This window comes from Pseudomonas sp. J452 (genome assembly GCF_024666525.1).
Lineage (GTDB): Bacteria > Pseudomonadota > Gammaproteobacteria > Pseudomonadales > Pseudomonadaceae > Aquipseudomonas.
Genome location: NZ_CP088294.1, coordinates 1,927,967 through 1,949,887 on the forward strand (window position 1 = coordinate 1,927,967; position 21,921 = coordinate 1,949,887).

At 65.9% G+C, this 21,921-nt stretch carries 20 protein-coding genes, 1 pseudogene and 1 riboswitch; of the genes and pseudogenes, 7 read left to right on the top strand and 14 right to left on the bottom strand.

Features of this window, described 5'->3' with window-relative positions; all coding sequences use genetic code 11:
• Positions 1–27: 27 nt before the first annotated feature.
• The 3 genes from ybeY to miaB form a co-directional block, all read right to left on the bottom strand.
• Entirely contained in the window at positions 28–486 is a 459-nt protein-coding gene (gene ybeY / locus LRS11_RS08600) for an rRNA maturation RNase YbeY (RefSeq protein ID WP_260496424.1), read from the bottom strand.
• Positions 479–1,486 carry a PhoH family protein gene (locus LRS11_RS08605; RefSeq protein ID WP_260496425.1) on the bottom strand — a complete coding sequence of 336 codons (1,008 nt, stop codon included), beginning with the start codon at positions 1,484–1,486 and terminating at the stop codon, positions 479–481. Before LRS11_RS08605 ends, ybeY begins: the two co-directional genes overlap by 8 nt.
• A gap of 97 nt (positions 1,487–1,583) precedes the next feature.
• Positions 1,584–2,912, bottom strand: coding sequence for a tRNA (N6-isopentenyl adenosine(37)-C2)-methylthiotransferase MiaB (miaB, locus tag LRS11_RS08610; protein WP_260496426.1), 1,329 nt, complete (start codon positions 2,910–2,912; stop codon positions 1,584–1,586).
• 131 nt (positions 2,913–3,043) lie between these two features.
• Between miaB and LRS11_RS08615 the strand changes: the two genes are divergently transcribed.
• Positions 3,044–3,367 carry a DUF1820 family protein gene (locus LRS11_RS08615; RefSeq protein ID WP_182832082.1) on the top strand — a complete coding sequence of 108 codons (324 nt, stop codon included), beginning with the start codon at positions 3,044–3,046 and terminating at the stop codon, positions 3,365–3,367.
• A gap of 65 nt (positions 3,368–3,432) precedes the next feature.
• Here LRS11_RS08615 and LRS11_RS08620 read toward each other — a convergent pair.
• The 5 genes and pseudogenes from LRS11_RS08620 to LRS11_RS08640 all read right to left on the bottom strand — a co-directional run bounded on the left by LRS11_RS08620 (position 3,433) and on the right by LRS11_RS08640 (position 7,593).
• Positions 3,433–3,985: pseudogene (locus tag LRS11_RS08620) on the bottom strand (tetratricopeptide repeat protein).
• 91 nt (positions 3,986–4,076) lie between these two features.
• On the bottom strand, positions 4,077–4,706 hold the full coding sequence (locus LRS11_RS08625; RefSeq protein WP_260496427.1) for a hypothetical protein: 630 nt from the start codon (positions 4,704–4,706) through the stop codon (positions 4,077–4,079).
• 124 nt (positions 4,707–4,830) lie between these two features.
• On the bottom strand, positions 4,831–6,120 hold the full coding sequence (gene hemL, locus LRS11_RS08630; protein WP_260496428.1) for a glutamate-1-semialdehyde 2,1-aminomutase: 1,290 nt from the start codon (positions 6,118–6,120) through the stop codon (positions 4,831–4,833).
• 17 nt (positions 6,121–6,137) lie between these two features.
• On the bottom strand, positions 6,138–6,773 hold the full coding sequence (gene thiE / locus LRS11_RS08635; RefSeq protein WP_260496429.1) for a thiamine phosphate synthase: 636 nt from the start codon (positions 6,771–6,773) through the stop codon (positions 6,138–6,140).
• A 22-nt stretch (positions 6,774–6,795) separates the two neighbouring features.
• Positions 6,796–7,593 (bottom strand): hydroxymethylpyrimidine/phosphomethylpyrimidine kinase, encoded by a 798-nt coding sequence (locus LRS11_RS08640; protein WP_260496430.1) that lies wholly within the window; start codon positions 7,591–7,593, stop codon positions 6,796–6,798.
• 401 nt (positions 7,594–7,994) lie between these two features.
• Here LRS11_RS08640 and LRS11_RS08645 point away from each other — a divergent pair, with 401 nt between their 5' ends.
• From LRS11_RS08645 to LRS11_RS08660, 4 genes are all read left to right on the top strand, one after another.
• On the top strand, positions 7,995–10,403 hold the full coding sequence (locus LRS11_RS08645; protein WP_260496431.1) for a hybrid sensor histidine kinase/response regulator: 2,409 nt from the start codon (positions 7,995–7,997) through the stop codon (positions 10,401–10,403).
• A gap of 107 nt (positions 10,404–10,510) precedes the next feature.
• Positions 10,511–11,146, top strand: coding sequence for a TetR/AcrR family transcriptional regulator (locus LRS11_RS08650; RefSeq protein WP_260496432.1), 636 nt, complete (start codon positions 10,511–10,513; stop codon positions 11,144–11,146).
• A gap of 1 nt (position 11,147) precedes the next feature.
• Complete coding sequence (locus tag LRS11_RS08655; RefSeq protein ID WP_260496433.1) at positions 11,148–12,797, top strand: acyl-CoA dehydrogenase family protein; 1,650 nt, start codon at positions 11,148–11,150, stop codon at positions 12,795–12,797.
• Between the two features lie 298 nt (positions 12,798–13,095).
• Positions 13,096–13,302: riboswitch (cobalamin riboswitch) on the top strand.
• 54 nt (positions 13,303–13,356) lie between these two features.
• Positions 13,357–14,037 (top strand): energy-coupling factor ABC transporter permease, encoded by a 681-nt coding sequence (locus tag LRS11_RS08660; RefSeq protein WP_260496434.1) that lies wholly within the window; start codon positions 13,357–13,359, stop codon positions 14,035–14,037.
• A gap of 114 nt (positions 14,038–14,151) precedes the next feature.
• On the opposite strand, the gene LRS11_RS08665 is transcribed toward LRS11_RS08660, so the two are convergent.
• Positions 14,152–14,862 (bottom strand): hypothetical protein, encoded by a 711-nt coding sequence (locus LRS11_RS08665; RefSeq protein WP_260496435.1) that lies wholly within the window; start codon positions 14,860–14,862, stop codon positions 14,152–14,154.
• Positions 14,863–14,960: 98 nt separating this feature from the next.
• On the opposite strand from LRS11_RS08665, the gene amn reads away from it, so the two are divergent.
• A complete protein-coding gene (gene amn, locus LRS11_RS08670) occupies positions 14,961–16,460 on the top strand; it encodes an AMP nucleosidase (RefSeq protein ID WP_260496436.1) in 1,500 nt (499 codons plus the stop codon).
• A 161-nt stretch (positions 16,461–16,621) separates the two neighbouring features.
• Here amn and LRS11_RS08675 read toward each other — a convergent pair whose 3' ends face one another.
• A complete protein-coding gene (locus LRS11_RS08675) occupies positions 16,622–17,065 on the bottom strand; it encodes a GNAT family N-acetyltransferase (RefSeq protein ID WP_260496437.1) in 444 nt (147 codons plus the stop codon).
• 56 nt (positions 17,066–17,121) lie between these two features.
• The gene (locus LRS11_RS08680) at positions 17,122–18,147 is read right to left on the bottom strand and encodes an NAD(P)-dependent alcohol dehydrogenase (RefSeq protein ID WP_260496438.1); all 1,026 of its coding nucleotides are present in this window, start codon (positions 18,145–18,147) and stop codon (positions 17,122–17,124) included.
• 201 nt (positions 18,148–18,348) lie between these two features.
• Here LRS11_RS08680 and LRS11_RS08685 point away from each other — a divergent pair, with 201 nt between their 5' ends.
• Positions 18,349–18,915, top strand: coding sequence for a pseudouridine synthase (locus tag LRS11_RS08685; protein WP_260496887.1), 567 nt, complete (start codon positions 18,349–18,351; stop codon positions 18,913–18,915).
• A gap of 245 nt (positions 18,916–19,160) precedes the next feature.
• On the opposite strand, the gene LRS11_RS08690 is transcribed toward LRS11_RS08685, so the two are convergent.
• From LRS11_RS08690 to LRS11_RS08700, 3 genes are read right to left on the bottom strand one after another with little or no spacing between them, the layout of a single operon-like run.
• Complete coding sequence (locus LRS11_RS08690) at positions 19,161–19,283, bottom strand: DUF2474 domain-containing protein (protein ID WP_260496439.1); 123 nt, start codon at positions 19,281–19,283, stop codon at positions 19,161–19,163.
• Positions 19,283–20,287 (bottom strand): cytochrome d ubiquinol oxidase subunit II, encoded by a 1,005-nt coding sequence (gene cydB / locus LRS11_RS08695; RefSeq protein WP_260496440.1) that lies wholly within the window; start codon positions 20,285–20,287, stop codon positions 19,283–19,285. The genes LRS11_RS08690 and cydB overlap by 1 nt, the downstream gene beginning before the upstream one ends.
• Positions 20,284–21,714: a cytochrome ubiquinol oxidase subunit I gene (locus LRS11_RS08700; RefSeq protein ID WP_260496441.1), complete on the bottom strand. Its 1,431-nt coding sequence runs from the start codon at positions 21,712–21,714 to the stop codon at positions 20,284–20,286. Before LRS11_RS08700 ends, cydB begins: the two co-directional genes overlap by 4 nt.
• Positions 21,715–21,921 lie beyond the last annotated feature (207 nt).

Below are 21,921 nucleotides of genomic sequence, written 5' to 3' on the forward strand. Positions count from 1 at the left end.
TTGTGGGCTGTTAGCGGGTGTTGGCAGTTATTCGTCGGCGGCGTATGGGTCCGGGTGGCCCAGTTCAGCCAGCAATTCCCGTTCCAGGGCTTCCATTTCCTCGGCTTCCGCATCGTCGATGTGGTCGTAGCCGAGCAGGTGCAGGCAGCCATGGATGACCAGGTGCGCCCAATGCGCCTCACTGGTCTTGCTTTGTTCGCGGGCTTCGCGCTCGACCACCGGCACGCAGATCACCAGGTCGCCGAGCAGCGGAATATCCAGCAGGCCATCGGGAATGTCGGCGGGGAAGGACAGCACGTTGGTGGCGTAGTCCTTGTGCCGCCAGGTGTGGTTCAGTTCGCGGCCTTCGCCTTCATCGACCAGGCGGATGGTCAGCTCGGAGTCGGCCGTGCGCTGGCGCAGGGCCAGTTCACACCAGCGGCGAAAGTCTTCCTCGCTCGGCAGTACAGTGGCGGCTGAGGCGTTCTGCAGGTCGAGTTCAAGCATCGTCGCGTGCGTCCCGGCCTTCCGGCTTGCCCTGTTGGCGGTCTTCGAAGCGCTCGTAGGCTTCGACGATGCGCTGCACCAAGGGGTGGCGTACCACGTCCTTGGGCTTGAAGTGGGTGAAGGTGATGCCGGGCACGTCGCGCAGTACTTCGATGACGTGGGCCAGGCCGGACTTGGTGCCGCGAGGCAGGTCGACCTGGGTGATGTCGCCGGTGATCACCGCGGTCGAGCCGAAACCGATACGGGTGAGGAACATCTTCATCTGCTCGAGGGTGGTGTTCTGACTCTCGTCGAGAATGATGAAGCTGTTGTTAAGGGTGCGGCCGCGCATGTACGCCAGCGGGGCGATCTCGATCACCTGCTTCTCGATCAGCTTGGCCACCTGTTCGAAGCCGAGCATCTCGTAGAGGGCGTCGTACAGCGGGCGCAGGTAGGGGTCGATCTTCTGCGCCAGGTCGCCGGGGAGGAAGCCGAGCTTCTCGCCGGCCTCGACCGCCGGGCGCACCAGGAGGATGCGCCGCACCTGCTCACGCTCCAGTGCGTCCACCGCGCAGGCCACGGCCAGGTAGGTCTTGCCGGTACCGGCCGGGCCGACGCCGAAGTTGATGTCGTTATCCAGGATCGACTTCACATAGCGCTGCTGGTTGGCGCCGCGTGGCTTGATCACGCCCTTCTTGGTACGCAGGGTGACGCCGCTGGTGTTGCGCGGGTCGCTGTTGAGCTCCTCGATACCGGATTCCTGCAGGAACAGGTGAACCAGGTCCGGCGACAGCTCGGCACCCTTGGTTTCGCGGTACAGGCGACGCAGCAGGTTTTCTGCGGAGTGGGTGTGCTGGGGCTCACCGACCAGTTCGAACTGGTTGCCGCGGTTGCGGATTTCGATGGCCAGGCGTTGTTCGATCAGGCGCAAATGCTCGTCGAATTGCCCGCAGAGATTGGCGAAGCGGCGTGCTTCGAAGGGTTCGAGGGTGAAACGATGCGGTTCTATGGGCGCGTTCAAAGTGGTTTTTTGGCCGCCAGTCGGCTGGGATGATGATCGAAGGATAACCCCGCACGCCCAACTGGGAAAGTTCGGGCGTACGGAGACAGGGTAGCCATTAGTCGAGCAGGCTACCGCGCAGGGAGTGGGGCAGGGCGTCGTCGATGTGCACGTCGACGAGCTGGCCGATCAGGCCCGGGTTGCTGCTGCGGAAGTTGACCACGCGGTTGCTCTCGGTGCGGCCCTGGAGCATGCCCGGGTCCTTCTTCGAGTAGTCGCTGACCAGGATGCGCTGCACGGTGCCGACCATCCGTCGGCTGTTCTCGAAGCCCTGCTGGCTGAGTTTGTGCTGCAGGCGCGCCAGGCGCTCGCGCTTGGTTTCCTGCGGAGTATCGTCGCTCAGGTCGGCGGCCGGGGTGCCGGGGCGCGAGCTGTAGACGAAGGAGTAGGAGAAGTCGAAGCCGACGTCTTCGATCAGCTTCAGGGTCTGCTCGAAGTCTTTCTCGGTCTCACCGGGGAAGCCGACGATAAAGTCCGAGCTGATCAGGATGTCCGGCACCGCCGCCTTCAGCTTGCGGATGCGCGACTTGTATTCCAGTGCGGTGTGGTTGCGCTTCATCGCCGCGAGGATGCGGTCGGAGCCGGACTGCACCGGCAGGTGCAGGTGCTTGACCAGCTCTGGGATCTCGGCGTGGGCCTGGATCAGTGCGTCGGAGAACTCCAGCGGGTGGCTGGTGGTGTAGCGGATACGGTCGATGCCATCGATGGCGGCAACCAGGTAGAGCAGCTCGGCGAAGTCGGCGATGCTGCCGTCGCGGGTCGCGCCACGGTAGCCGTTGACGTTCTGCCCGAGCAGGGTGACTTCCTTCACGCCGTGTTCGGCGAGGTGGATGATCTCGGCCAGCACGTCATCCAGTGGGCGGCTGACTTCCTCGCCGCGGGTGTAGGGCACCACGCAGAAGGTGCAGTACTTGCTGCAGCCTTCCATGATCGAAACGAACGCGCTGGGGCCGTCGATGCGTGGCTCGGGCAGGCGGTCGAATTTCTCGATCTCGGGGAAGCTGATGTCGACCTGGGCGATCTTGGTTGAGCGCGCGGCGTCGATCATTTCCGGCAGGCGGTGCAGGGTCTGCGGGCCGAATACCACGTCGACATAGGGCGCGCGGTCGCGGATGGCGGCGCCTTCCTGGCTGGCCACGCAGCCGCCGACACCGATCACCAGGTTGGGGTTTTCCAGCTTCAGCTCGCGCCAGCGGCCCAGCTGGGAAAATACCCGGTCCTGGGCTTTTTCGCGGATCGAACAGGTATTGAGGAGGATCACGTCGGCTTCTGCCGGGTTCTCCGTGACTTCCAGGGCCTGGTGTTCGCCCAGCAGATCAACCATGCGCGAGCTGTCGTACTCGTTCATCTGGCAACCGTGGGTTTCGATATAGAGCTTCTTGGCCATGGGTCTTCGTCGCGCGTGGTTCAATAGAACCGCGCATTATAGGGTGCATGCGGCGCGCTTCCTAGGCTTGCCTGTCCGGCGGCTATGCTATGATTCGCGCCCCCTTAATTCCCGGTCTCTTCCTGTCGTCCATGAGCAAGCGTGAACCGATCTACAAGGTGATTTTCCTCAACCAGGGCCAGGTGTACGAGATGTACGCCAAGCAGATCTATCAAAGTGATCTGTGGGGCTTCCTGGAGGTCGAGGAGTTCGTCTTCGGTGAGCGCACCCAGGTTGTGGTCGATCCCAGCGAAGAAAAACTCAAGGCGCAGTTCGACGGCGTGGTGCGCAGCTTCGTGCCCATGCACGCGATCATCCGCATCGACGAAGTCGAGCGCCTGGGTACGCCGAAGATCAGTGAGGCCAAGGGCGGCGGCAATGTCATGCCGTTCCCCATGCCGATGCCGGACAAGTAAGCGGCAAGCCTCCAGCTAGAAGCTCAAGCCAAGAACCCTGAGGAGCTGCGCTGTCCGGCGTGTCTTTAGGGTGCCGGTGCCAATGCGGGTGCCGGGCTGCTGCCGATGTTCTGCAGCTCTAACAGGTAGTTGCGGAAGATCTGCCCCAGCACCTGGCTGGCGATCTGCAGTTCTTCGCGGCCCATCTGTGCGGCAACCTGGTCCGCGCTGTCCATCGCCTCGTCCGAGCCGTTGATCGCGGCCATCTTCAGCACGATATAGGCCTGCACATTGTTGGCCTGCACGCCTTCGCCGCGGAAGAACATGCTGCCCAGGCGCAGTTGGGCCTGGGCGTTGCCTTGCAGCGAGGCCTGTTCGAACCAGTGCAGGGCTTGCGGCAGGTCGCGCGGGGTGCGCTGGCCGTCGTAATAGTATTCGCCGAGTTCGTATTGCGCCGCTGCGTCGCCGCGCTGGGCGTTTTCCTGGCAGGTGGTCAGGGCTTGCGGCAGGTCTTCCGGTGCGGTGTTCAGCGAGCAGCGGCCGGTTGCTGGAACCAGCAGGGAATTGCCACTCGCATGCGCCAGCATGGGGGAGGAGCAACAGGCAGCCCAGGAACAGGGTGCGGCCGGTGCATTTCATGAAAATCACAGTGCCTCGCGAAACCGACGGGCTCCTAGCCCGGCCGACAGACCGTGTCGGCTAGCACATTATGGGATAAGCGGTGGCTTTCTTACAAAGTCTTTACCGGTATTTCCGCTCGGGCGCAGCCCTGCAGGCGCAGCAGTAGCCAGGCCAGCAGTGGGTAGGCGAGGCTCAGCAAGCCGTGGAACAGGTCGACGCGGCGTAACGGGCCGATAAAACCTTCAGTGCCGACCACTAAGCCTGCCAGCAGGAAGAGTGCGACCACGCTTACTGCCGCCAGTGTTGGGGCGACGCGGCGCCAATGCAGCGCGCCGGCATACAGGATTAGCAGCAGGGTCAGCAGGCTCAGTAGCAGGCGGTATAGCGGTTGCAGATCGAGCCAGTGGCTGGCGGAGTTCAGCAGAACCAGCCCGACCAGCAGCAGTGTCCAGGTCCGGCGTGTCCAGTCCTGGCCGCGGCTCAGGCTGACGGCGGCCATGCCCAGCAGGGGCAGGCCGAGGTAGCTGCTGAGCTGGCTGAAGGTGCGATGCCAATTGCTCCAGTCCGGGTCGAGGCCGTAGCGCACCAGGCCGCACAGGGCGGCGCTGAGCGGCAGGCCGAAACCGAGCAGCAGGGCGCGTTGCACTGTGCGCCAGCGAAATGCCGGGCGCAGCCACAGGGTGCTGGCCAGGCAGGCCAGGGCCAACAGGCCGTCGCTGAGCGCGGTGCTGTATTGCATCACTCCAACTCTCTTTCGTTCATATAACTTTGTCGGCTGCGCTGCGCCGCTCCTCGCCGTACTGCTTGTACTGTCTCGTCGCGGCTTGCTTGCCTTCGCGTTCTATTTCCGAAATAGAGCTGGGTTAAGCTTTTTTCAGGGCCGCGAAGGCGCGTTCGGCGGCGTCCAGGGTCAGCTGCAGCTCAGTCTCGCCGTGGGCGATCGAGGTGAAGCCGGCCTCGAAGGCGCTCGGTGCCAGGTACACACCGCCATCCAGCATCAGGTGGAAGAACTTCTTGAAGCGCTCGGCGTCGCTGGCCATCACGTCGTCGAAGGTGACGATGTCGTCGGCGCCGCTGAAATACAGGCCGAACATGCCGCCCGCCTGGGTGGTGACGAACGGGATGCCCGCGGCATCGGCACGCTCCTGCAGGCCGGCCAGCAGGCGGCTGGTGAAGTCGGAGAGTTCCTGGTGGAAGCCCGGGCGGCTGATCAGCTTGAGGGTGGTTAGGCCCGCGGCCATGGCCAGCGGGTTACCGGACAGGGTGCCGGCCTGGTACACCGGGCCCAGCGGGGCGATGCAGCCCATGATGGCGCGCTTGCCGCCGAAGCAGCCGACCGGCATGCCGCCGCCGACGATCTTGCCGAAGGTCGACAGGTCCGGGGTGACGCCGTAGTGCGCCTGGGCGCCGCCGAGGGCAACGCGGAAGCCGGTCATCACCTCGTCGAAGATCAGCACCACGCCGTGCTGGTCGCACAGCGCGCGCAGGCCCTGGAGGAAGCCTGGCGCCGGCGGCACGCAGTTCATGTTGCCGGCCACCGGCTCGACGATGATGCAGGCCACGGTTGAGCCGACTTCGCTGAGCATCTGCTCGACGGCGTTGAGGTCGTTGAACGGCAGGGTCAGGGTGTGTTTGGCGAAGTCCGCCGGCACGCCTGCCGAGCTCGGCACGCCCTGGGTCAGCAGACCGGAACCGGCTTTCACCAGCAGGCTGTCGGAATGCCCGTGGTAGCAGCCTTCGAACTTGATGATCGCGTCGCGGCCGGTGTAACCACGGGCCAGGCGGATGGCGCTCATGGTCGCCTCGGTGCCGGAGCTGACCATGCGCACCATTTCCATGGACGGCACGATGCTGCACACCAGGTCGGCCATCTCGGTTTCCATGGCGGTCGGTGCGCCGTAGGACAGACCGTGCTGCAGCTGGTTGCGCACCGCGTCGAGCACGTCCGGGTGGCCGTGGCCGAGGATCATCGGGCCCCAGGAACCGACGTAATCCACATAGCGCTTGTCGTCTTCGTCGGTGACGTAGGCGCCTTCGGCATGCTTGAAGAACAGCGGAGTGCCGCCGACGCTCTTGAACGCGCGTACCGGCGAGTTGACGCCGCCGGGGATGTGTTTCTGGGCGTTGGCGAACAGGGTTTCGGAACGTGACATGACAGCTCTCTCTCGAATCAGGATGACGGGAACAGCACGCTGAACGCGCGTGCGCGCCTCTCCACCTCGGCGGCGGATGGGGCGGAAAACAGGCTGTGGACCACGGCCAGCAGGTCGGCGCCGGCGCTGATCAGCTGGCCGGCGTTGTCCAGGTCGATGCCGCCGATGGCCGCCAGCGGCAGGTTGAAGTGGGCGCGGGCCTGGGTCAGCAATTCGCTGGTGGCGGCCGGCGCGCCCGGCTTGGTATTGGAGTTGAAGAAGCGGCCGAAGGCCAGGTAGCTGGCGCCTTCGCGGTTGGCCGTAGCCGCCAGCTCCAGCTGGGCGTGGCAGGTGGCGCCGATGATCGCCTGGCGCCCGAGCAGGGCGCGGGCGGCGGCCAGCGAGCCGTCGCCTTGGCCCAGGTGCAGGCCGACGCCGAGGCGGGCGGCCAGCTCGGCGTCATCGTTGATGATCAGCTCGGCGCCATAGCGCGTACACAGCTCGCGCAGAGCCTCGGCTTCGCGCAGGCGGCGGGCACTATCGCTGGACTTGTCGCGGTACTGCAGCAGGCGCGCGCCACCTTTCAGGGCGGCTTCCACATAGGGCAGCAGCTTGCCATCGGCGAGCAGCTGGCTATCGGTGATGGCGTACAGACCGCGTAACTTGGTTTTCACGGGCGGCTCTTCATCAGGTTGTTCATAACGAGAAGTCCAGCGGCAGGCGGCGCGGCACGAACTGGCCACGGCCCGGCTGTTCGGCGTCACGCAGGGTGCGCCAGGTGTAGTCGAGGGCCGAACGCACGGCGCTGCTCAGTTCTTCGCCGAGGGCCAGGCGGCCGGCCAGGGTACTGGCCAGGGTGCAGCCGGAGCCGTGGTAGCTGCCGGGCAGGCGCTGGCAGGTAAAGGTGTGGCGGCTGCCGTCACGCGAGTACAGGCGGTTGTGCACCTCGGATTCGTCGCCATGGCCGCCGGTGATCAGCAGGTGCTGGATCTTCGGCAGCAGCTTCTCGGCGCACTCATCGGCCGTGCCCTCGGGCAGTTCGGCGAGGATGCGTGCTTCCGGCAGGTTTGGCGTGGCGATGGCGGCGATCGGCAGCAGGCGTTCGCGCATGGCGTAGCCGACGTCGTCCTTGCCCAGCGAGCCGCCACCGCCGGCGCGCAGCACCGGGTCGCAGACCAGCGGGATGCCAGGCAGCAGCTGCATGATTTCGACCACGGTATCGACCATCTCGACTGAGCCGAGCATGCCCAGCTTGACCGCCGCGACCGGCAGGTCGGCGATGATCGCATGGGCCTGGGCCAGCACCCATTCGCGGTCGAGCACGCGGAAGTCGGAGACGTTGACCGTGTCCTGCACGGTCAGCGCGGTGACGGCAGGAGCGGCGTGGCAACCCTGGGCGAGCAGGGCTTCGATGTCCGCCTGCAGGCCGGCGCCACCACTCGGGTCGTGGCCGGACAAGCAAAGGACAACGGGGCGGGAAGTAGGTCTGTTCATGGCCGGCGAGCTTACCACCAAACCAGGCTGCAGAGCCCGTAGGCCTGACGCCGGCGCGGCAGTTTGCCGCTCTGGATATGAAAACCGGTAGGGGAGGCTTGGGGCCTATTCGCTCCGTTGCCGTGGTCTGTCCGCCGCCTGGCAGAGCTGTCCCGGTGGGGCGGGGCAGTTCCGGCAAGCGACAAAACCCAGCAGGCAAAGGATGGCGAGCGACTTGATCGTCCTGCTCTCCTGGCCTTGGGCGGTATAGTCGCCAGCTGTGAGTACCTGGGACTTCAGTACTAGCGCCTTTTCAGGCGAGTCTGCAGGCTGCTAGAGTGCGGCAAATCAATCAATGAGTGCCTGGATGGCGCCTGCGGGCGGGGTCGCCCAGGCGTGGTCGTGGGCTTTGGCGGAGCGGCATGCGCGGTATATTTTTCTGGCTGCTATGCCTGTTGCCGGCCCTGGCTGGCGCTGTCGAGTTCGACGAAACCACCACGCGCCTGCCGCTGGGTGCCACCATGCATGTGTTCGAAGACGTGCGCGGTGATGCCAGCATCGTCGATGTCGCTTCGCCGGCCCTGCAGGGCAGCTTCCGCCAGCATCGCCAGGCCGTGCTCAATGCCGGCTATTCGCGCTCGGTGTTCTGGCTGCGCCTGGACCTGCAATACAGCCCGCGTAGCGCTTCCGGCGCCGCACATCCCTGGTATCTGGAGCTGGCCTACCCGCCGCTCGATCATCTGGAGCTCTATCTGCCTGACGCCGCAGGCGGCTATCGCCTGGCCCAGCGTACCGGCGACGCCCTGCCGTTCAGCAGCCGACAGATCAAGCAGAACAACTACCTGTTCGAACTCGACTTGCCGCCGGGGCAGAGCCAGCGCATTTACCTGCGCCTGGAGAGCCAGGGCTCGATGCAGGCGCCGCTGACCCTGTGGTCGCCCCAGGCCTACCTGGAATACCAGCCCAAGCGCATCTATGTGCTCGGCATCATCTACGGCGTACTGCTGGTGATGCTGATCTACAACCTGTTCATCTACCTCAGCGTGCGCGACACCAGCTACCTCTACTACATCCTCTACATCGCCTCGTTCGGCCTCTACCAGGTCTCGGTGAATGGTGCCGGCATCGAGTACTTCTGGCCGGACAGCCCCTGGTGGGCCAACGCGGCCACGCCATTCCTGATCGGTTCGGCGGCGTTCTTCGGTTGCCAGTTCGCCCGCAGCTTCCTGCATACCGCCGAGCACAGTCCCTGGGTCGATCGGCTGTTGCTGCTGCTGATGGCCTGTGGTGCGCTGGTGATGGCCCTGGCGCTGACGGCCAGCTATGGCGTGGCGCTGCGCATGGCGACCTATCTGGCGCTGCTGTTCACCGTGGTGATTTTCAGTGCCGGCGTGCTCGCCTGGATGCGTGGCATGCGCGTGGCGCGCTACTTCATCTTTGCCTGGAGTGCCTTCCTGGTCGGCGGCATCACCAACACCCTGATGGTGTTGGGCTACCTGCCCAACCTGTTCCTCACCATGTACGCCAGCCAGATCGGCTCGGCGCTGGAGGTCGGCCTGCTGTCCCTGGCCCTGGCCGACCGCATCAATGCGATGAAGGAAGAACGTGCGCGCATCCTGCAGGAGGCCAGCAGCGAACTGGAGGCCCTGAACCGCGAGCTGGCCGACAACAACCGGCTGAAGGACGAGTTCCTCGCCACCGTGACCCATGAGCTGCGCACGCCGATGAACGGGGTGATCGGTTCGCTGGAGCTGATGCAGACGCTCAAGCTGGATGTCGAACTGGAGCAGTACCAGAAGACCGCCGCCGGCTCGGCGCGCGACATGATGCGCATGGTCAACGACATCCTCGCCCTCACCGAGCTGCAGGCCGGCAAGCTGTACCCGCGCCGCGAACCGTTCAGCCTGCGCGGGCTGTTCGACGGCCTGCGCGCGCAGTACTCGCCGCGCGCCATGGAGAAAGGCCTGGAATTCATCGTCGAACTCGATGACAGCCTGCCCGACACCCTGGAGGGCGACGCCGGCAAGCTGGCGCAGAGCATCGGTTACCTGCTCGATAACGCGATCAAGTTTACCCACCAGGGCCATGTGAGCCTGCGGGTCAGCGCCGGTGGCCCGCTCACGGCAAACATGCCGCTGCGCATCGAGGTACTCGACAGCGGCATCGGCTTCAGCGTGCCGGCCGGCGGCAGTCTCTACCAGCGCTTCAAGCAGCTGGACGGCTCGATGACCCGCCAGTACGGCGGTCTGGGCATCGGCCTGGCGATCTGCCGGCAGCTGGTGGATCTGCTGGGCGGCACCCTGCGCCACCAGTCGACACCGGGGCAGGGCAGCAGCTTCGAACTCGACGTGCAGCTCAACCTGCCGGTGCAGGCGCGCGAGCCGGGTGGTGGACGCCGGCGTATCGGCGGGCTGCCGCAGCGCCGTCCGGAGCAGTGCACCGTGCTGATCGTCGAGGACAACGCGATCAACCAGTTGGTTACCCGCGGCATGCTGCTCAAGCTTGGCTACCGCGTGCGCACCGCCGACAACGGAGTCGAGGCCCTGGAAATGCTGCGCAGCGAGCCCATCGATGCCGTGTTGCTGGACTGCCAGATGCCGGTGATGGATGGGTTCGCCACCTGCCGTGCACTGCGTGGGCTGCCGGGCTGCGCCGAACTGCCAGTGCTGGCGATCACCGCCCACAGCCACAGCGGCGATCGCGAGCGCTGCCTGGCGGCCGGCATGAGCGACTACCTGGCCAAGCCGGTGAAGTTCGTCGAACTGCAGACCCTGCTGCATGACTGGGTGCTCTGTCAGTCGTCAGCCGACTCGCCCATCCAGGCGCCGTGAGGTTTTTGCGCCGACCGTTTTCGGCGCATGTTTGACCGGAATCCCGTCTTCTGCAAAATGATGAATCATGATTCACTGTTTGCAATAAATGAATCAGGATTCAGCTTATGGCCTATCGCGCTTCTGCCCAGCGCCGCGACCGCGACCAGGACATGCGCCAGCGCATTCTTGTCTGCGCCCTGGTGCGGGTCAGCGAAGGTGGTTTCGCCGCACTGACCATGCAGGCCCTGGCCGAGGACGTCGGCATCGCCACCGGCAGCCTGTACCGCCACTTCAGCGGCAAGGGCGAGCTGGCCGCCGAAGTCTTCAGCAACGCCTGCCGCATTGAGGTGGACGCCCTCGCCGAGGTGCTGCGCGGCCCCGGCAGCCCGGCGCGGCGCCTGGCCGCCGGCCTCGAGCAGTTCGCCGCCCGCGCCTGGCACAGCCGGCGCCTGGCCTTCGCCCTGATCGCCGAGCCGGTCGACCCGGAAGTCGACGAGCAGCGCCTGCTGTTTCGCGAAGCCTATGCCGAGCTGTTCGTCGAGTTGCTGGAGGAGGGTGTGCGCAGTGGCGAGTTTCACGTCAGCCAGCTCAACCTGGTCGCCGCCTGTCTGGTCGGTGCCATCGCCGAGGCGCTGGTCGGCCCGTTGTCGCCAACCGCCTGTGCGGCGCGCGCCGCTGGCGCTGCGGCGCTGGACCTGACCACCGTCAGCCAAGCCCTGATCACTTTCTGTCTGCGCGCCGTCGGCGCCCCGGAGTCCTGAGATGTCCCTGCACGAATTCGCCGAAACCCACGAAGTGTTCAACCAGGTGCCGTCGCTGGACGGCGCCAACCTGTACCGGGTCGACCTGCCGCTGCAGGAGTGGACGCGGCGCTTCGGCGGCGGCTGGGCCGAGGACAAGCTGGATGCCTACGGCGCACTGGCCGGCGGCCCGCTGATGCAGGCCGGCTTCCTCGCCAACGAGAACAAGCCGGTGTTCAAGAGCCATGACCGCTACGGCAACCGCGTCGACCTGGTGGAGTTCCACCCGGCCTACCACGAGCTGATGCGCACGGCGGTCGAGCACGGCATCCCCTCGCTGCCCTGGACCGATCCGCGTCAAGGCGCCCAGGTGGCCCGCGCCGCGCTGAACTACCTGCACAACCAGCCGGAGGCCGGCAACGCCTGTCCGCTGACCATGACCTACGCCGCGGTGCCGGCGCTCAAGCTGCAGCCGGAGCTGGCCGAGATTTGGTTGCCGAAGATCCTCGCCACCGAATACGACCCGCGCAATGTCGGCATCGAGCAGAAGACCGGTGTCACCATCGGCATGGCGATGACCGAGAAACAGGGCGGCACCGACGTGCGTGCCAACACCACCAAGGCCCATCCGGTGGGCATGGGCGGCCCCGGTCAGGCCTACGAGCTGGTCGGCCACAAGTGGTTCTGCTCGGCGCCGATGTGCGACGCCTTCCTCACCCTGGCCTACACCGACAAGGGGCTGAGCTGCTTCCTGCTGCCGCGCCATCGCCCGGACGGCAGCCGCAACCAGTTCTATATCCAGCGCCTGAAGAACAAGCTGGGCAACTGGGCCAACGCCTCCAGCGAGGTGGAGTTCCGTGGCGCCCTGGCCTGGATGGTCGGTGAGGAAGGTCGCGGCGTACCGACCATCATCGAGATGGTTTCGCTGACCCGCTTCGACTGCATGATCGGCTCCAGCAGCCTGATGCGTCAGGCCCTGACCCAGGCCGCGCACCACTGCGCGCACCGCAAGGTCGGCGGCCGGGTGCTGGCCGAGCAGCCGCTGATGCAGAACGTGCTGGCCGACCTGGCCCTGGAAAGCGAGGCGGCGCTGGCCCTGACCATGCGCATGGGCAAGGCTCTGGACAACCCGCACGACGAGCAGGAAGACAAGTTCGCCCGTCTGGTCACCGCCATCGGCAAATACTGGATCTGCAAGCGCGCCCCGGCAATGATCAACGAGGCCCAGGAGTGCATGGGCGGCGCCGGCTATGTCGAGGAAACCATCCTGCCACGGCTGTACCGCGAGGCGCCGGTCAACTCGATCTGGGAGGGCTCGGGCAATGTGCAGTGCCTGGATGTGCTGCGTGCCCTGTCCAAGGAGGCCGGTGTGCTCGACGTGCTGTTCGCCGAGCTGGGCGACGGCCATGGCGATGCACGTCTCAAGGCGCATATCCAGCGCCTGCAGGCGGACTTCCGCGACACTGCCGATATCCAGTACCGCGCCCGCCAGCTGACCGAGGACGTGGCCGTGGCCCTGCAGGCCAAGCTGCTGCTGGAAGCTGGCAACGCCACCGTCTCCGACGCCTTTATCGCCAGCCGCCTGGCCGACGGCGGCCGTGTCTACGGCACCCTGCCGCGCGGCGTGGATGCCGAGGCGCTGGTGGCGCGCAGTACGCCGCATCTGATCTGAGGTCGAGAGGCACCCGGCGCTCCCGCACCGTTATCACCGCCAGGCGCAGGGCCACCTGCGCAGGTGGCTGCCCATACTCGGTCCGCCCACGAATACGGCAAGGCTCCGCGAGGCGAGAGGCTACCAAGACTCCATCGCAATAGGCCTGCCCAGCGTTGCGTGGCGGGATATGCAGGCAGGGCAGTCGAGCCCCTGCGGGCACGCCGAGGCCGTGGGGAAATGCGCTCAGGCGCGTCTGGCACGGGGCTGTCGAGGGCGCCGGCGCGGCAGCGGGCACTGTCTTTTCGCGGGCGAGGCGGGTAAGGTGGCCGCCGATGGTTCCGGTCCGCTTCGTGCGGCCGGATGAAAAGGAAAAAGGGTGCGGCGCTCGTCGCCAATGCCCTGGCTGCCCCCGCAACTGTAAGCGGCGAACGATGCCCACACGCCACTGGCCTTTATCGGCTGGGAAGGCGGGCGAAGTAGCAAGCCGTGAGCCAGGAGACCTGCCATCGCTATTGGGCATTCTGCCCCTTTCCCTCAATCCGGATCGTCGCGCGGTGGGCGCGGCCAAGGAACCCTAATGCACATCGAACCTGACGTCGTTGCCGGCGCCAAGATTTTCCTCAGCTATGCAACCGCCGCTGGTGCCTTCGCGCTCACGGTCAAACTCGCCCGCGACAGTCTGCGCGACAACGGCGGCCTGCTCGCCCTGACCCTGCGCAGCCTGCTGACCACTGCCCTGGTGTTCTGCTTCTTCGAGGTATTGCCGCACCATCCGGTGGGCGTCTCGGAAGTCCACCTGATCCTCGGCTCGACCCTGTTGCTGCTGTTCGGCGCCGGTGCCGCGGCCATCGGCCTGGCCGCCGGCCTGTTGCTGCAGGGGCTGTTCTTCGCCCAGTTCGACCTGCCGCAGTACGGCATGAACGTCACCACCCTGCTGCTGCCACTGTGGGCCATTCACCTGCTGGCCAAGCGCCTCATCCCGGCGCGCACGGCCTATGTGGATACCAGCTACAAGCAGGCCCTGGCCCTGTCGACCGCCTACCAGGGCGGCATCGTCGCCTGGGTGGCCTTCTGGGCCGTCTACGGTAACGGCTTCTCCAGCGCAAACCTGGCCTCCGTCGGCAGCTTCGGCCTGGCCTACATGAGCGTGATCCTGCTCGAACCGCTGATCGATCTGGGCGTGCTGGCCGCCGCCAAGGCGCTGTCGCGTTACAGCCAGGGCCCGCTGTTCAACGTGCGCCTGCACCAGCCGGCCTGACCCCGGCCCACGCCAGGCCGGGAAACCGGTCTGGCGCTTTCATTCCAGTGACCGCCGTCTGATCGTCCCCGCGCCTGCATGGGGATGTGCCGTTTGGCGCGCGTCCAAACGGACTCAGCGGCGCTGCCAGATCATCTCGCCGGTATTGCTCTCGGTCACCAGGAAGGGGGCATTGAAACGGTAACGTGCGGCTGGCTGGAACTCGCGGGCGCCCTCCAGCTGCACCAGCAGCAGGCCGTTGTCGCTGCGCCAGCGGCCGCTGTACTGCAGTTCGCCGGGGCGGTCGTAGCTCCAGTCGCTGCCGCCGGTCACCGTGCGTCGCCACTGCGCGACGCTGCCGTCGGCGCGGATACGCAGGGTGGTCACCGTGGTCAGCGTGGCCAGCTCGGCGCTCTCGCTGCTGAGTTCGCTGATCCAGGTGCCGACCAGTGCCGGATCCTGGTGCGGGTCGGGCGGTGGCGGTGGCGGGGCGACGCGCTCGAACAGCGCCTCGCGTATCAGTGTCTCGCCACTGCTGGGGTCACGTGCGGCGAGGCTGGCGTTGAGCATGTCGTTGGCAAAGTTGGCATTCATGTTGGCCAGTACCTGGCCGGAGTGCGGATCGCTGATCTGCGCCTGCAGCAGTTGGCCGTCGAAGCTGCCGCTGAGTTTGAAGCGCAGCTGCGGGCCCTCGACGTACTCGCCTGTCACTTCCGGTCCCTGGCTGTGCAGGATCAATTCACTCGGTCGATTGTCCAGGGTGCCGCGGTAATGGCCGTCCAGCTCGGCGGCCAGGCTGGTGGTGCTCAGCAGCGCCAGCAGGCAGAAGGTCATCGGGTTGCGCAAGGCAGGCTCCTTGGAATGATTTGCCCTAAGCCTAGATCGCGCTAGCCAGCCTTGCCGAACGCTGGCGGGCGAGGCTGGCGAAGGCGCAAGATAGGGCGGTGTACCCAGCCAGGAAGCTGCCCGTGTCTGCCATTTCTTCCAGTGAATTCGTCGTCGCCGCCACTGCCGAGGAGGCCGTCGAGCGCCTCGCCGTCCTGCATCGCCAGGCGGTCAATGCGCTGAGCCAGGCGCTCAAGCAGTACCTCAAGGAACGCGCCCTGCCCGGCGAGGCCGAGCGTGCGCTGTTCCGCTACCCCGAGCTGCGCCTGACCTACCTGTGCCAGGGCGAGGTGCCGAGCACGGTGCGCGCCTATGCCAAGGTGCAGGTGCCGGGCACCTACCGGGTCACCGTGACCCAGCCGGATGCGTTTCGCGGCTATCTGCTCGATCAGCTGCGACCGCTGATGGAAGACTTCACCGTCACCGTGGAAGTCGGTTTCAGCCAGCAGAACATCCCCTATCCCTATGTGGTCGAGCAGGGCGACGAGCTGGCCGGTTCCGGGGTGACTGCCGCCGAGCTGGCGCGGGTATTCCCCAGCACCGACCTGTCCGCCGCCACCGACTCGGTGGCCGACGGCCTGTATGGCTGGGGCGACAGCAGTGACCTGCCGCTGGCGCTGTTCGATGCGGCGCGCACCGACTTCTCGCTCAAGCGCATCCAGCACTACACCGGCAGCGACTGGCGCCATGTGCAGCCGTGGATTCTGCTGACCAACTACCACCGCTATGTCGACCAGTTCATTCGCCACGGCCTGGAGCGCCTGCGCGAAGACCCGCGCTTCGTGCGCATGGTGCTGCCGGGCAACGTGATCATCGAGCGCGGCACCTCCGAGGAGGATGCCCAGGCGGTGGCTGACGCGATGGTCTGGCACCGTTACCAGATGCCGGCCTATCACCTGATTGCCAACGACGGCCATGGCATCACCCTGGTCAATATCGGCGTCGGCCCGTCCAACGCGAAGAACATCACCGACCACCTGGCCGTGCTGCGTCCGCATTGCTGGCTGATGATCGGCCACTGTGGCGGCCTGCGCCAATCGCAGACCATCGGCGACTACGTACTGGCCCACGCCTATATGCGCAGGGACGGCATCCTCGACCGGGTGCTGCCGCCGCATATCCCCATCCCGGCCCTGGCCGAGGTGCAGCAGGCTTTGCAGGAAGCGGCGGCGGCCGTCACTGGCGAGCGTGGCGAGACCCTGAAGAAGCGCCTGCGCACCGGCACCGTGCTGACCTACGACGACCGCAACTGGGAGCTGCACTGGGCCCACGAACGGCCGCTGATCAACCTGGCCCGCGCGGTGGCGGTGGACATGGAAAGCGGCACCATCGCCGCCCAGGGTTATCGCCTGCGCGTGCCCTACGGCACCTTGCTGTGTGTGTCGGACAAGCCGCTGCACAGCGAGATCAAGCTGCCCGGTTCGGCCAGCGGCTTCTACCAGCGTGCGGTCAGCCAGCACCTGTCGATTGGCATCGCCGCCCTCGACCTGCTGCGCTGCCAGCTCGACTCGCTGCATTCGCGCAAGCTGCGCAGCTTCGACGAGCCGCCGTTCCGCTGAGAACCTGCCTAGGAGCTCTTGATCGTCGGCCATGCTGCGTTGAAATTGGGCTCGGGCTGCTCATTTACAGCTCGTAAACTCCGCGCCCTCGCCCAATTTCGCCTTGCCTGGCTCTAGCTCAAAAGCTCCTAGACAGGTTCTCGGGCTCATATTTACGAGCCTCAACCCCCCAGGCGCAGATGCAACAACGGGAAGGGCTTGTTGGCGCCATCCAGCGGCGAGCGGCCGATGGGGTGGAAGCCCTGGCTGAGGTAGAAGGCCACGGCCTTGGGGTTCTGCTCGTTGACGTCGACCAGGCGCGCGCCTTCGCGCTCGATGGCGTAGTGCAGCAGGGTCTTGCCGATGCCCTGGCCATGCTGCTGTGGGTCGACGAAGAGCATTTCCAGGCGGTCCTCGGCGGTGCCGACAAAGCCCATCACCCGGCCCTGCAGGTCGCGTAGGCAAGCCAGTTTGACCAGGCGCAGATACTCCTCACGCAGCATGCGCCGATAGAACTGGATGTCCGCTTCGTCGAGGAAGTGATGGGTCGCGCGTACCGCCGCTTCCCACACCTCGAGCAGGCGGGGGATATCGGCGGCGAGCGGTTTGTCGATGCGGTATTGCATGGGGGATGAAACGTATTGGGTGATGGGCCGATCATGCCGCCGATCGGCCCTGGCTGTCACTTGCTGGCGTCGAGCACCACGCGGTAGCGGGCCTTGCCGGCACGCAGGTGGTCGATGGCGGCGTTGACCTGGCTCATCGGGAAGTGCTCGACCTGCGGCAGGATCTGATGGCGGGCGCAGAACTCGAGCATGGTCGCCATGCTCGCTGGCGAACCGACCGGCGAGCCGGACAGGCTCTTCTGCTGCGGAATCAAGCTGAACACATGCACCGGGATCGCGCTCGGCGCGATCCCGACGAAGTGCAGGCGGCCTTTGCCGCGCAGGGTGCCGAGCAGGGCGTTCCAGTCCAGGTCGGCGCTGGCGGTGATCAGCAGGAAGTCCAGGCTGCCGGCAATTGCCTTCAGCGCGGCGCTGTCAGTGGACGTCACCACCTTGTGCGCACCCAGGCGCTGAGCTTCTTCCTGCTTGCTCAGCGAGGAGGTGAATGCAGTGACTTCGCAGCCCCAGGCATTGAGAAAACGCAGGGCCAGGTGACCGAGGCCGCCGATGCCGACCACGCCGACGCGGTCGGTGGGCTTCACATCGAATTCCAGCAGCGGGCTGAACACCGTCGAGCCAGCGCAGAACAGCGGACCGACCAGGCTCGGCTCGAGTCCGGCCGGCAGCGGGATAGCCCAGGCCCAGTGCGCGCGCAGGCGATCGGCGAAGCCGCCGTTGCTGCCGACTATGGTCGGTTTCACCGTGCGGCATAGCTGGTGCGAACCTTCCATGCACGAGCCGCAGTGCATGCAGCTGCCCTTGTACCAGCCGATGCCGACCCGCTGGCCAAGCTTGAGGCCGCGCACCTGCTCGCCCACACGAACGATGGTGCCGACCACTTCATGGCCGGGAATGAACGGGTAGCGCGCATTGCCCCACTCGTTGTCGATCATCGACTGATCGGAGTGGCAGATGCCGCAGTATTCCACGGCCACTTCGACCTCTTCGGCGCCCAGCGGGCCCGGATCGTACTGGTGGCGTTCGAGGGGCGCGCCGGCAGCCATGGCGGCCCAGCCGGTGAAGGTGGTGAGTTCGGTGCTCATGGGCGGTTCCTTCAGGCAAATAGTCGACCGAGGCAGCTTAGCCGTTGTCGTCGGCGTGCGGGTACACCATCACCCGGGGTGATGATGCGGGCTGCGCCTCGGGTAAACTGACGGCTTTCTCCTGAGCCTGGAATCCGCATGCCGCGTCCTCCTCGTCCCAACGCTGCGCATCGCCCTGCCGGCAAGCCAGCCCCGCGCCGGGTGGCCAAGGCGCCGCCGGCCGAGCCGCGGCTGTTGATGCTGAACAAGCCCTTCGACGTGCTGACCCAGTTCAACGACGAGCAGGGCCGCGCCACCCTCAAGGACTTCGTCGCGGTGCCCGGCGTCTACCCGGCCGGGCGCCTGGACCGTGACAGCGAAGGCCTGCTGCTGCTGACCAACGACGGCCGCCTGCAGGCGCAGATTGCCGACCCCAAGCACAAGCTGGCCAAGACCTACTGGGTGCAGGTGGAAGGAGAGCCCAGCGCGGAGCAGTTGCGCCAGTTGCGCGAGGGCGTACAGCTCAACGACGGCCCGACCCTGCCGGCCGAAGCGCGCCTGCTGGAGGAACCGCAGCTGTGGGAGCGCAATCCGCCGGTGCGTTTTCGCAAGAGCGTGCCGACTGCCTGGCTGGAGCTGGTGATCCGCGAGGGGCGCAACCGTCAGGTGCGCCGGATGACCGCCGCCGTCGGCCTGCCGACCCTGCGCCTGGTGCGCGTGCGTATCGGCCCCTGGAGCCTGGACGGCTTGCCGCCGGGGCAGTGGCGCGAGCTAGAACCGCAGTTGTAGTGAGCGCTGGACAGTTTCGCAGGCCATGGTGCGCACGGCGCATCCTGCGACAGCCGTTATTGATCCGGCTCGAATTAAGAGTGAAGCGCGACTCGTGTAGGAACCAGGGGGGCGCCTAGTCCTTGCTGGCGATTCGGGGCGTTAAGAGCATCGCCAGCAAGCTGGCTCCTACACCCATCAGTCTATGTGCAGGCCGAATCTATAGGCCGTAGCCGGATGCAATCCGGGAGCGAGGTGCCTGGCGCTCAGGCCAGGCCCATGCCCCACTTGATGGCATAGGCGAGCAGACTGACCGCCGCCACCCCGCCCAGCCACAGGACGGCGAACCAGGCCAGGCGCTTGGCCAGTGGTTGTTTGATTTCGTCCATCAGTGATACCCCTCGCCAACCTTCACCTTGCCGCGGAACACCCAGTAGCTGTAGGCGGTGTAGATGAGGATGATCGGCACCATGATGGTCACCCCGACCAGGGCGAAGGCCTGGCTGCTATGCGGCGCCGAGGCGTCCCAGATGCTCAGCGACGGCGGCACGATGTTCGGCCACATGCTGATGGCCAGGCCGGTGTAGGCCAGGGCGATCAGCGCCAGGGTCAGCACGAAGGGCTGCTTGTCCTTCTTCAGCTGGATGGCGCGGACGATACCGAGCACGGTCACCGCCACCAGGGTCGGTACCGGGATGAAGTAGAACAGGTTGGGCAGGGTGAACCAGCGCTGGGCGATGGCTGGCTGGGTCAGCGGCGTCCAGATGCTCACCGCGCTGATGAACAGCAGCAGCAGGCAGGTCAGCGGCAGCATCAGTTTGTACATCTTGCGCTGCAGACGGCCCTCGGTCTTCATCAGCAGCCAGGCGCAGCCGAGCATGGCGTAACCGGCCACCAGACCGGCGCCGCAGAACAGCGGGAAGGGCGCCAGCCAGTCGAAGGCGCCACCGACGAACTGGCGGTCGGCGACTTTTATGCCTTCGACAAAGGCGCCGAGCACCACGCCCTGGGCGAAGGTCGCCACCACTGAGCCACCGATAAAGGCCGCATCCCACACGTAGCGGGTGCGCTTGGCCTTGAAGCGGAACTCGAAGGCCACGCCACGGAAGATCAGGGCGATCAGCATGATGATCAGCGGCAGGTACAGCGCTGTCAGCACCACCGAGTAGGCCAGCGGGAAGGCGGCGAACAGCCCCGCGCCGCCCAGTACCAGCCAGGTTTCATTACCGTCCCAGATCGGCGCCACGGTGTTCATCATGGCGTCGCGTTCTTCCTTGTCGCGGATGAACGGGAAGAGGATGCCGATGCCGAGGTCGAAACCGTCCATCACCACGTACATGAAGATGCCGAAGGCGATCACCCCGGCCCAGATCAGCGGCAGGTCGATAGTCATGGGCGTTGCTCCTGTTCGTCTTCGACGCTTTCATCGGCAGCCGACAGCGGCCGCGACGGCGTGCGCGGGTGGCCGGGGCCGGCGGCTTCTTCCACCGCATGGCTGTGCAGCAGGCCGAGCACCGGGCCCTTGCGCATCATGCGCAGCAGGTAGGTGATGCCGACGCCGAACACCGCCAGGTAAACCACGACGAAGATGCTCAGGGTCGCGCCCATCTGCCCGGCGCTGTGGTTGGACACTGCATCCGAGGTGCGCAGCAGGCCGTAGATCACCCAGGGCTGGCGGCCGACTTCGGTGGTGACCCAGCCGGCGAGCAGGGCAATCAACCCGGCCGGGCCCATCAGCAGCATGAAGCGCTGCAGCCCCGGCGACTCGTACAGCCGGCCGCGCAGGCGCAGCCACAGGCCGAGCACGCCAGCGAGGATCATCAGCAGGCCGAGGCCGATCATCACGCGGAAGCTCCAGAACACGATGGGCACGTTGGGCCGATCTTCTGGCGCCCAGTCCTTGAGGCCCTTGATCTCGCCATCGAGGTCGTGGGTGAGGATCAGGCTGGCCAGGCGCGGGATGCCGATGGCGTACTTGGTGGTTTCCGCCTGCATATCGGGGATGCCGAACAGCAGCAGCGGCACGCCTTTCTCGGTGTCCCAGTGACCTTCCATGGCGGCCACCTTGGCCGGCTGGTACTTGAGGGTGTTGAGGCCATGCATGTCGCCGATGAAGGCCTGCACTGGCGCTACTAACAAGGCCATCCACAGCGCCATGGAGAACATCATGCGGGTGGCCGGGTCGCGTTTGCCCTTGAGCAGGTGCCAGGCCGCGGTGGCGCCGACGATGAAGGCGGTGCTGAGGAATGCCGCCACCGCCATGTGCGCCAGGCGGTAGGGGAAGGACGGGTTGAACACGATGTCCCACCAGCTTTCCGGGTAGAAGATCCCGTCGACGATGCTGTAGCCCTGCGGCGTCTGCATCCAGCTGTTGGAGGAGAGAATCCAGAAGGTCGAGATCAGTGTGCCGATCGCCACCATCAGAGTGGCGAAGAAGTGCAGGCCCTTGCCCACCTTGTTCAGGCCGAACAGCATGATGCCGAGGAAGCCGGCCTCGAGGAAAAACGCGGTGAGCACCTCGTAGGTCAGCAGCGGCCCCATGATGCTGCCGGCGGCGGTGGATAGCTGGCTCCAGTTGGTGCCGAACTGGTAACTCATCACCACCCCGGAGACCACGCCCATGCCGAAGGCCACGGCGAAGATCTGCAGCCAGAAGCGGAACAGGTCGTAGTAGACCTCGTTCTTGGTCTTCAGCCACAGCCCTTCGAGCACGGCCAGGTAGCTGGCCAGCCCGATACTGATGGCAGGGAAGACGATGTGGAAGGAGATGGTGAAAGCGAACTGGATTCGAGCCAGTTCCAACGCGTCCAGGCCAAACATAGAGGGCCCCTCGATAAATTGATCTGGATCAATCATCCGCCCCTTACGACTTTCGTCGTAGTCGGCGGATTGTCGCATTAGGCAATTTGTCGCAGGGCTATGGGCGGCAGAGGGCTGCGGCAGACGCTCCCCTCTCCCACTTGTGGGAGAGGGGCCGGGGGAGAGGGGCAGTAGGTAGCCCGGATGCAATCCGGGGCAGGCGGCTCC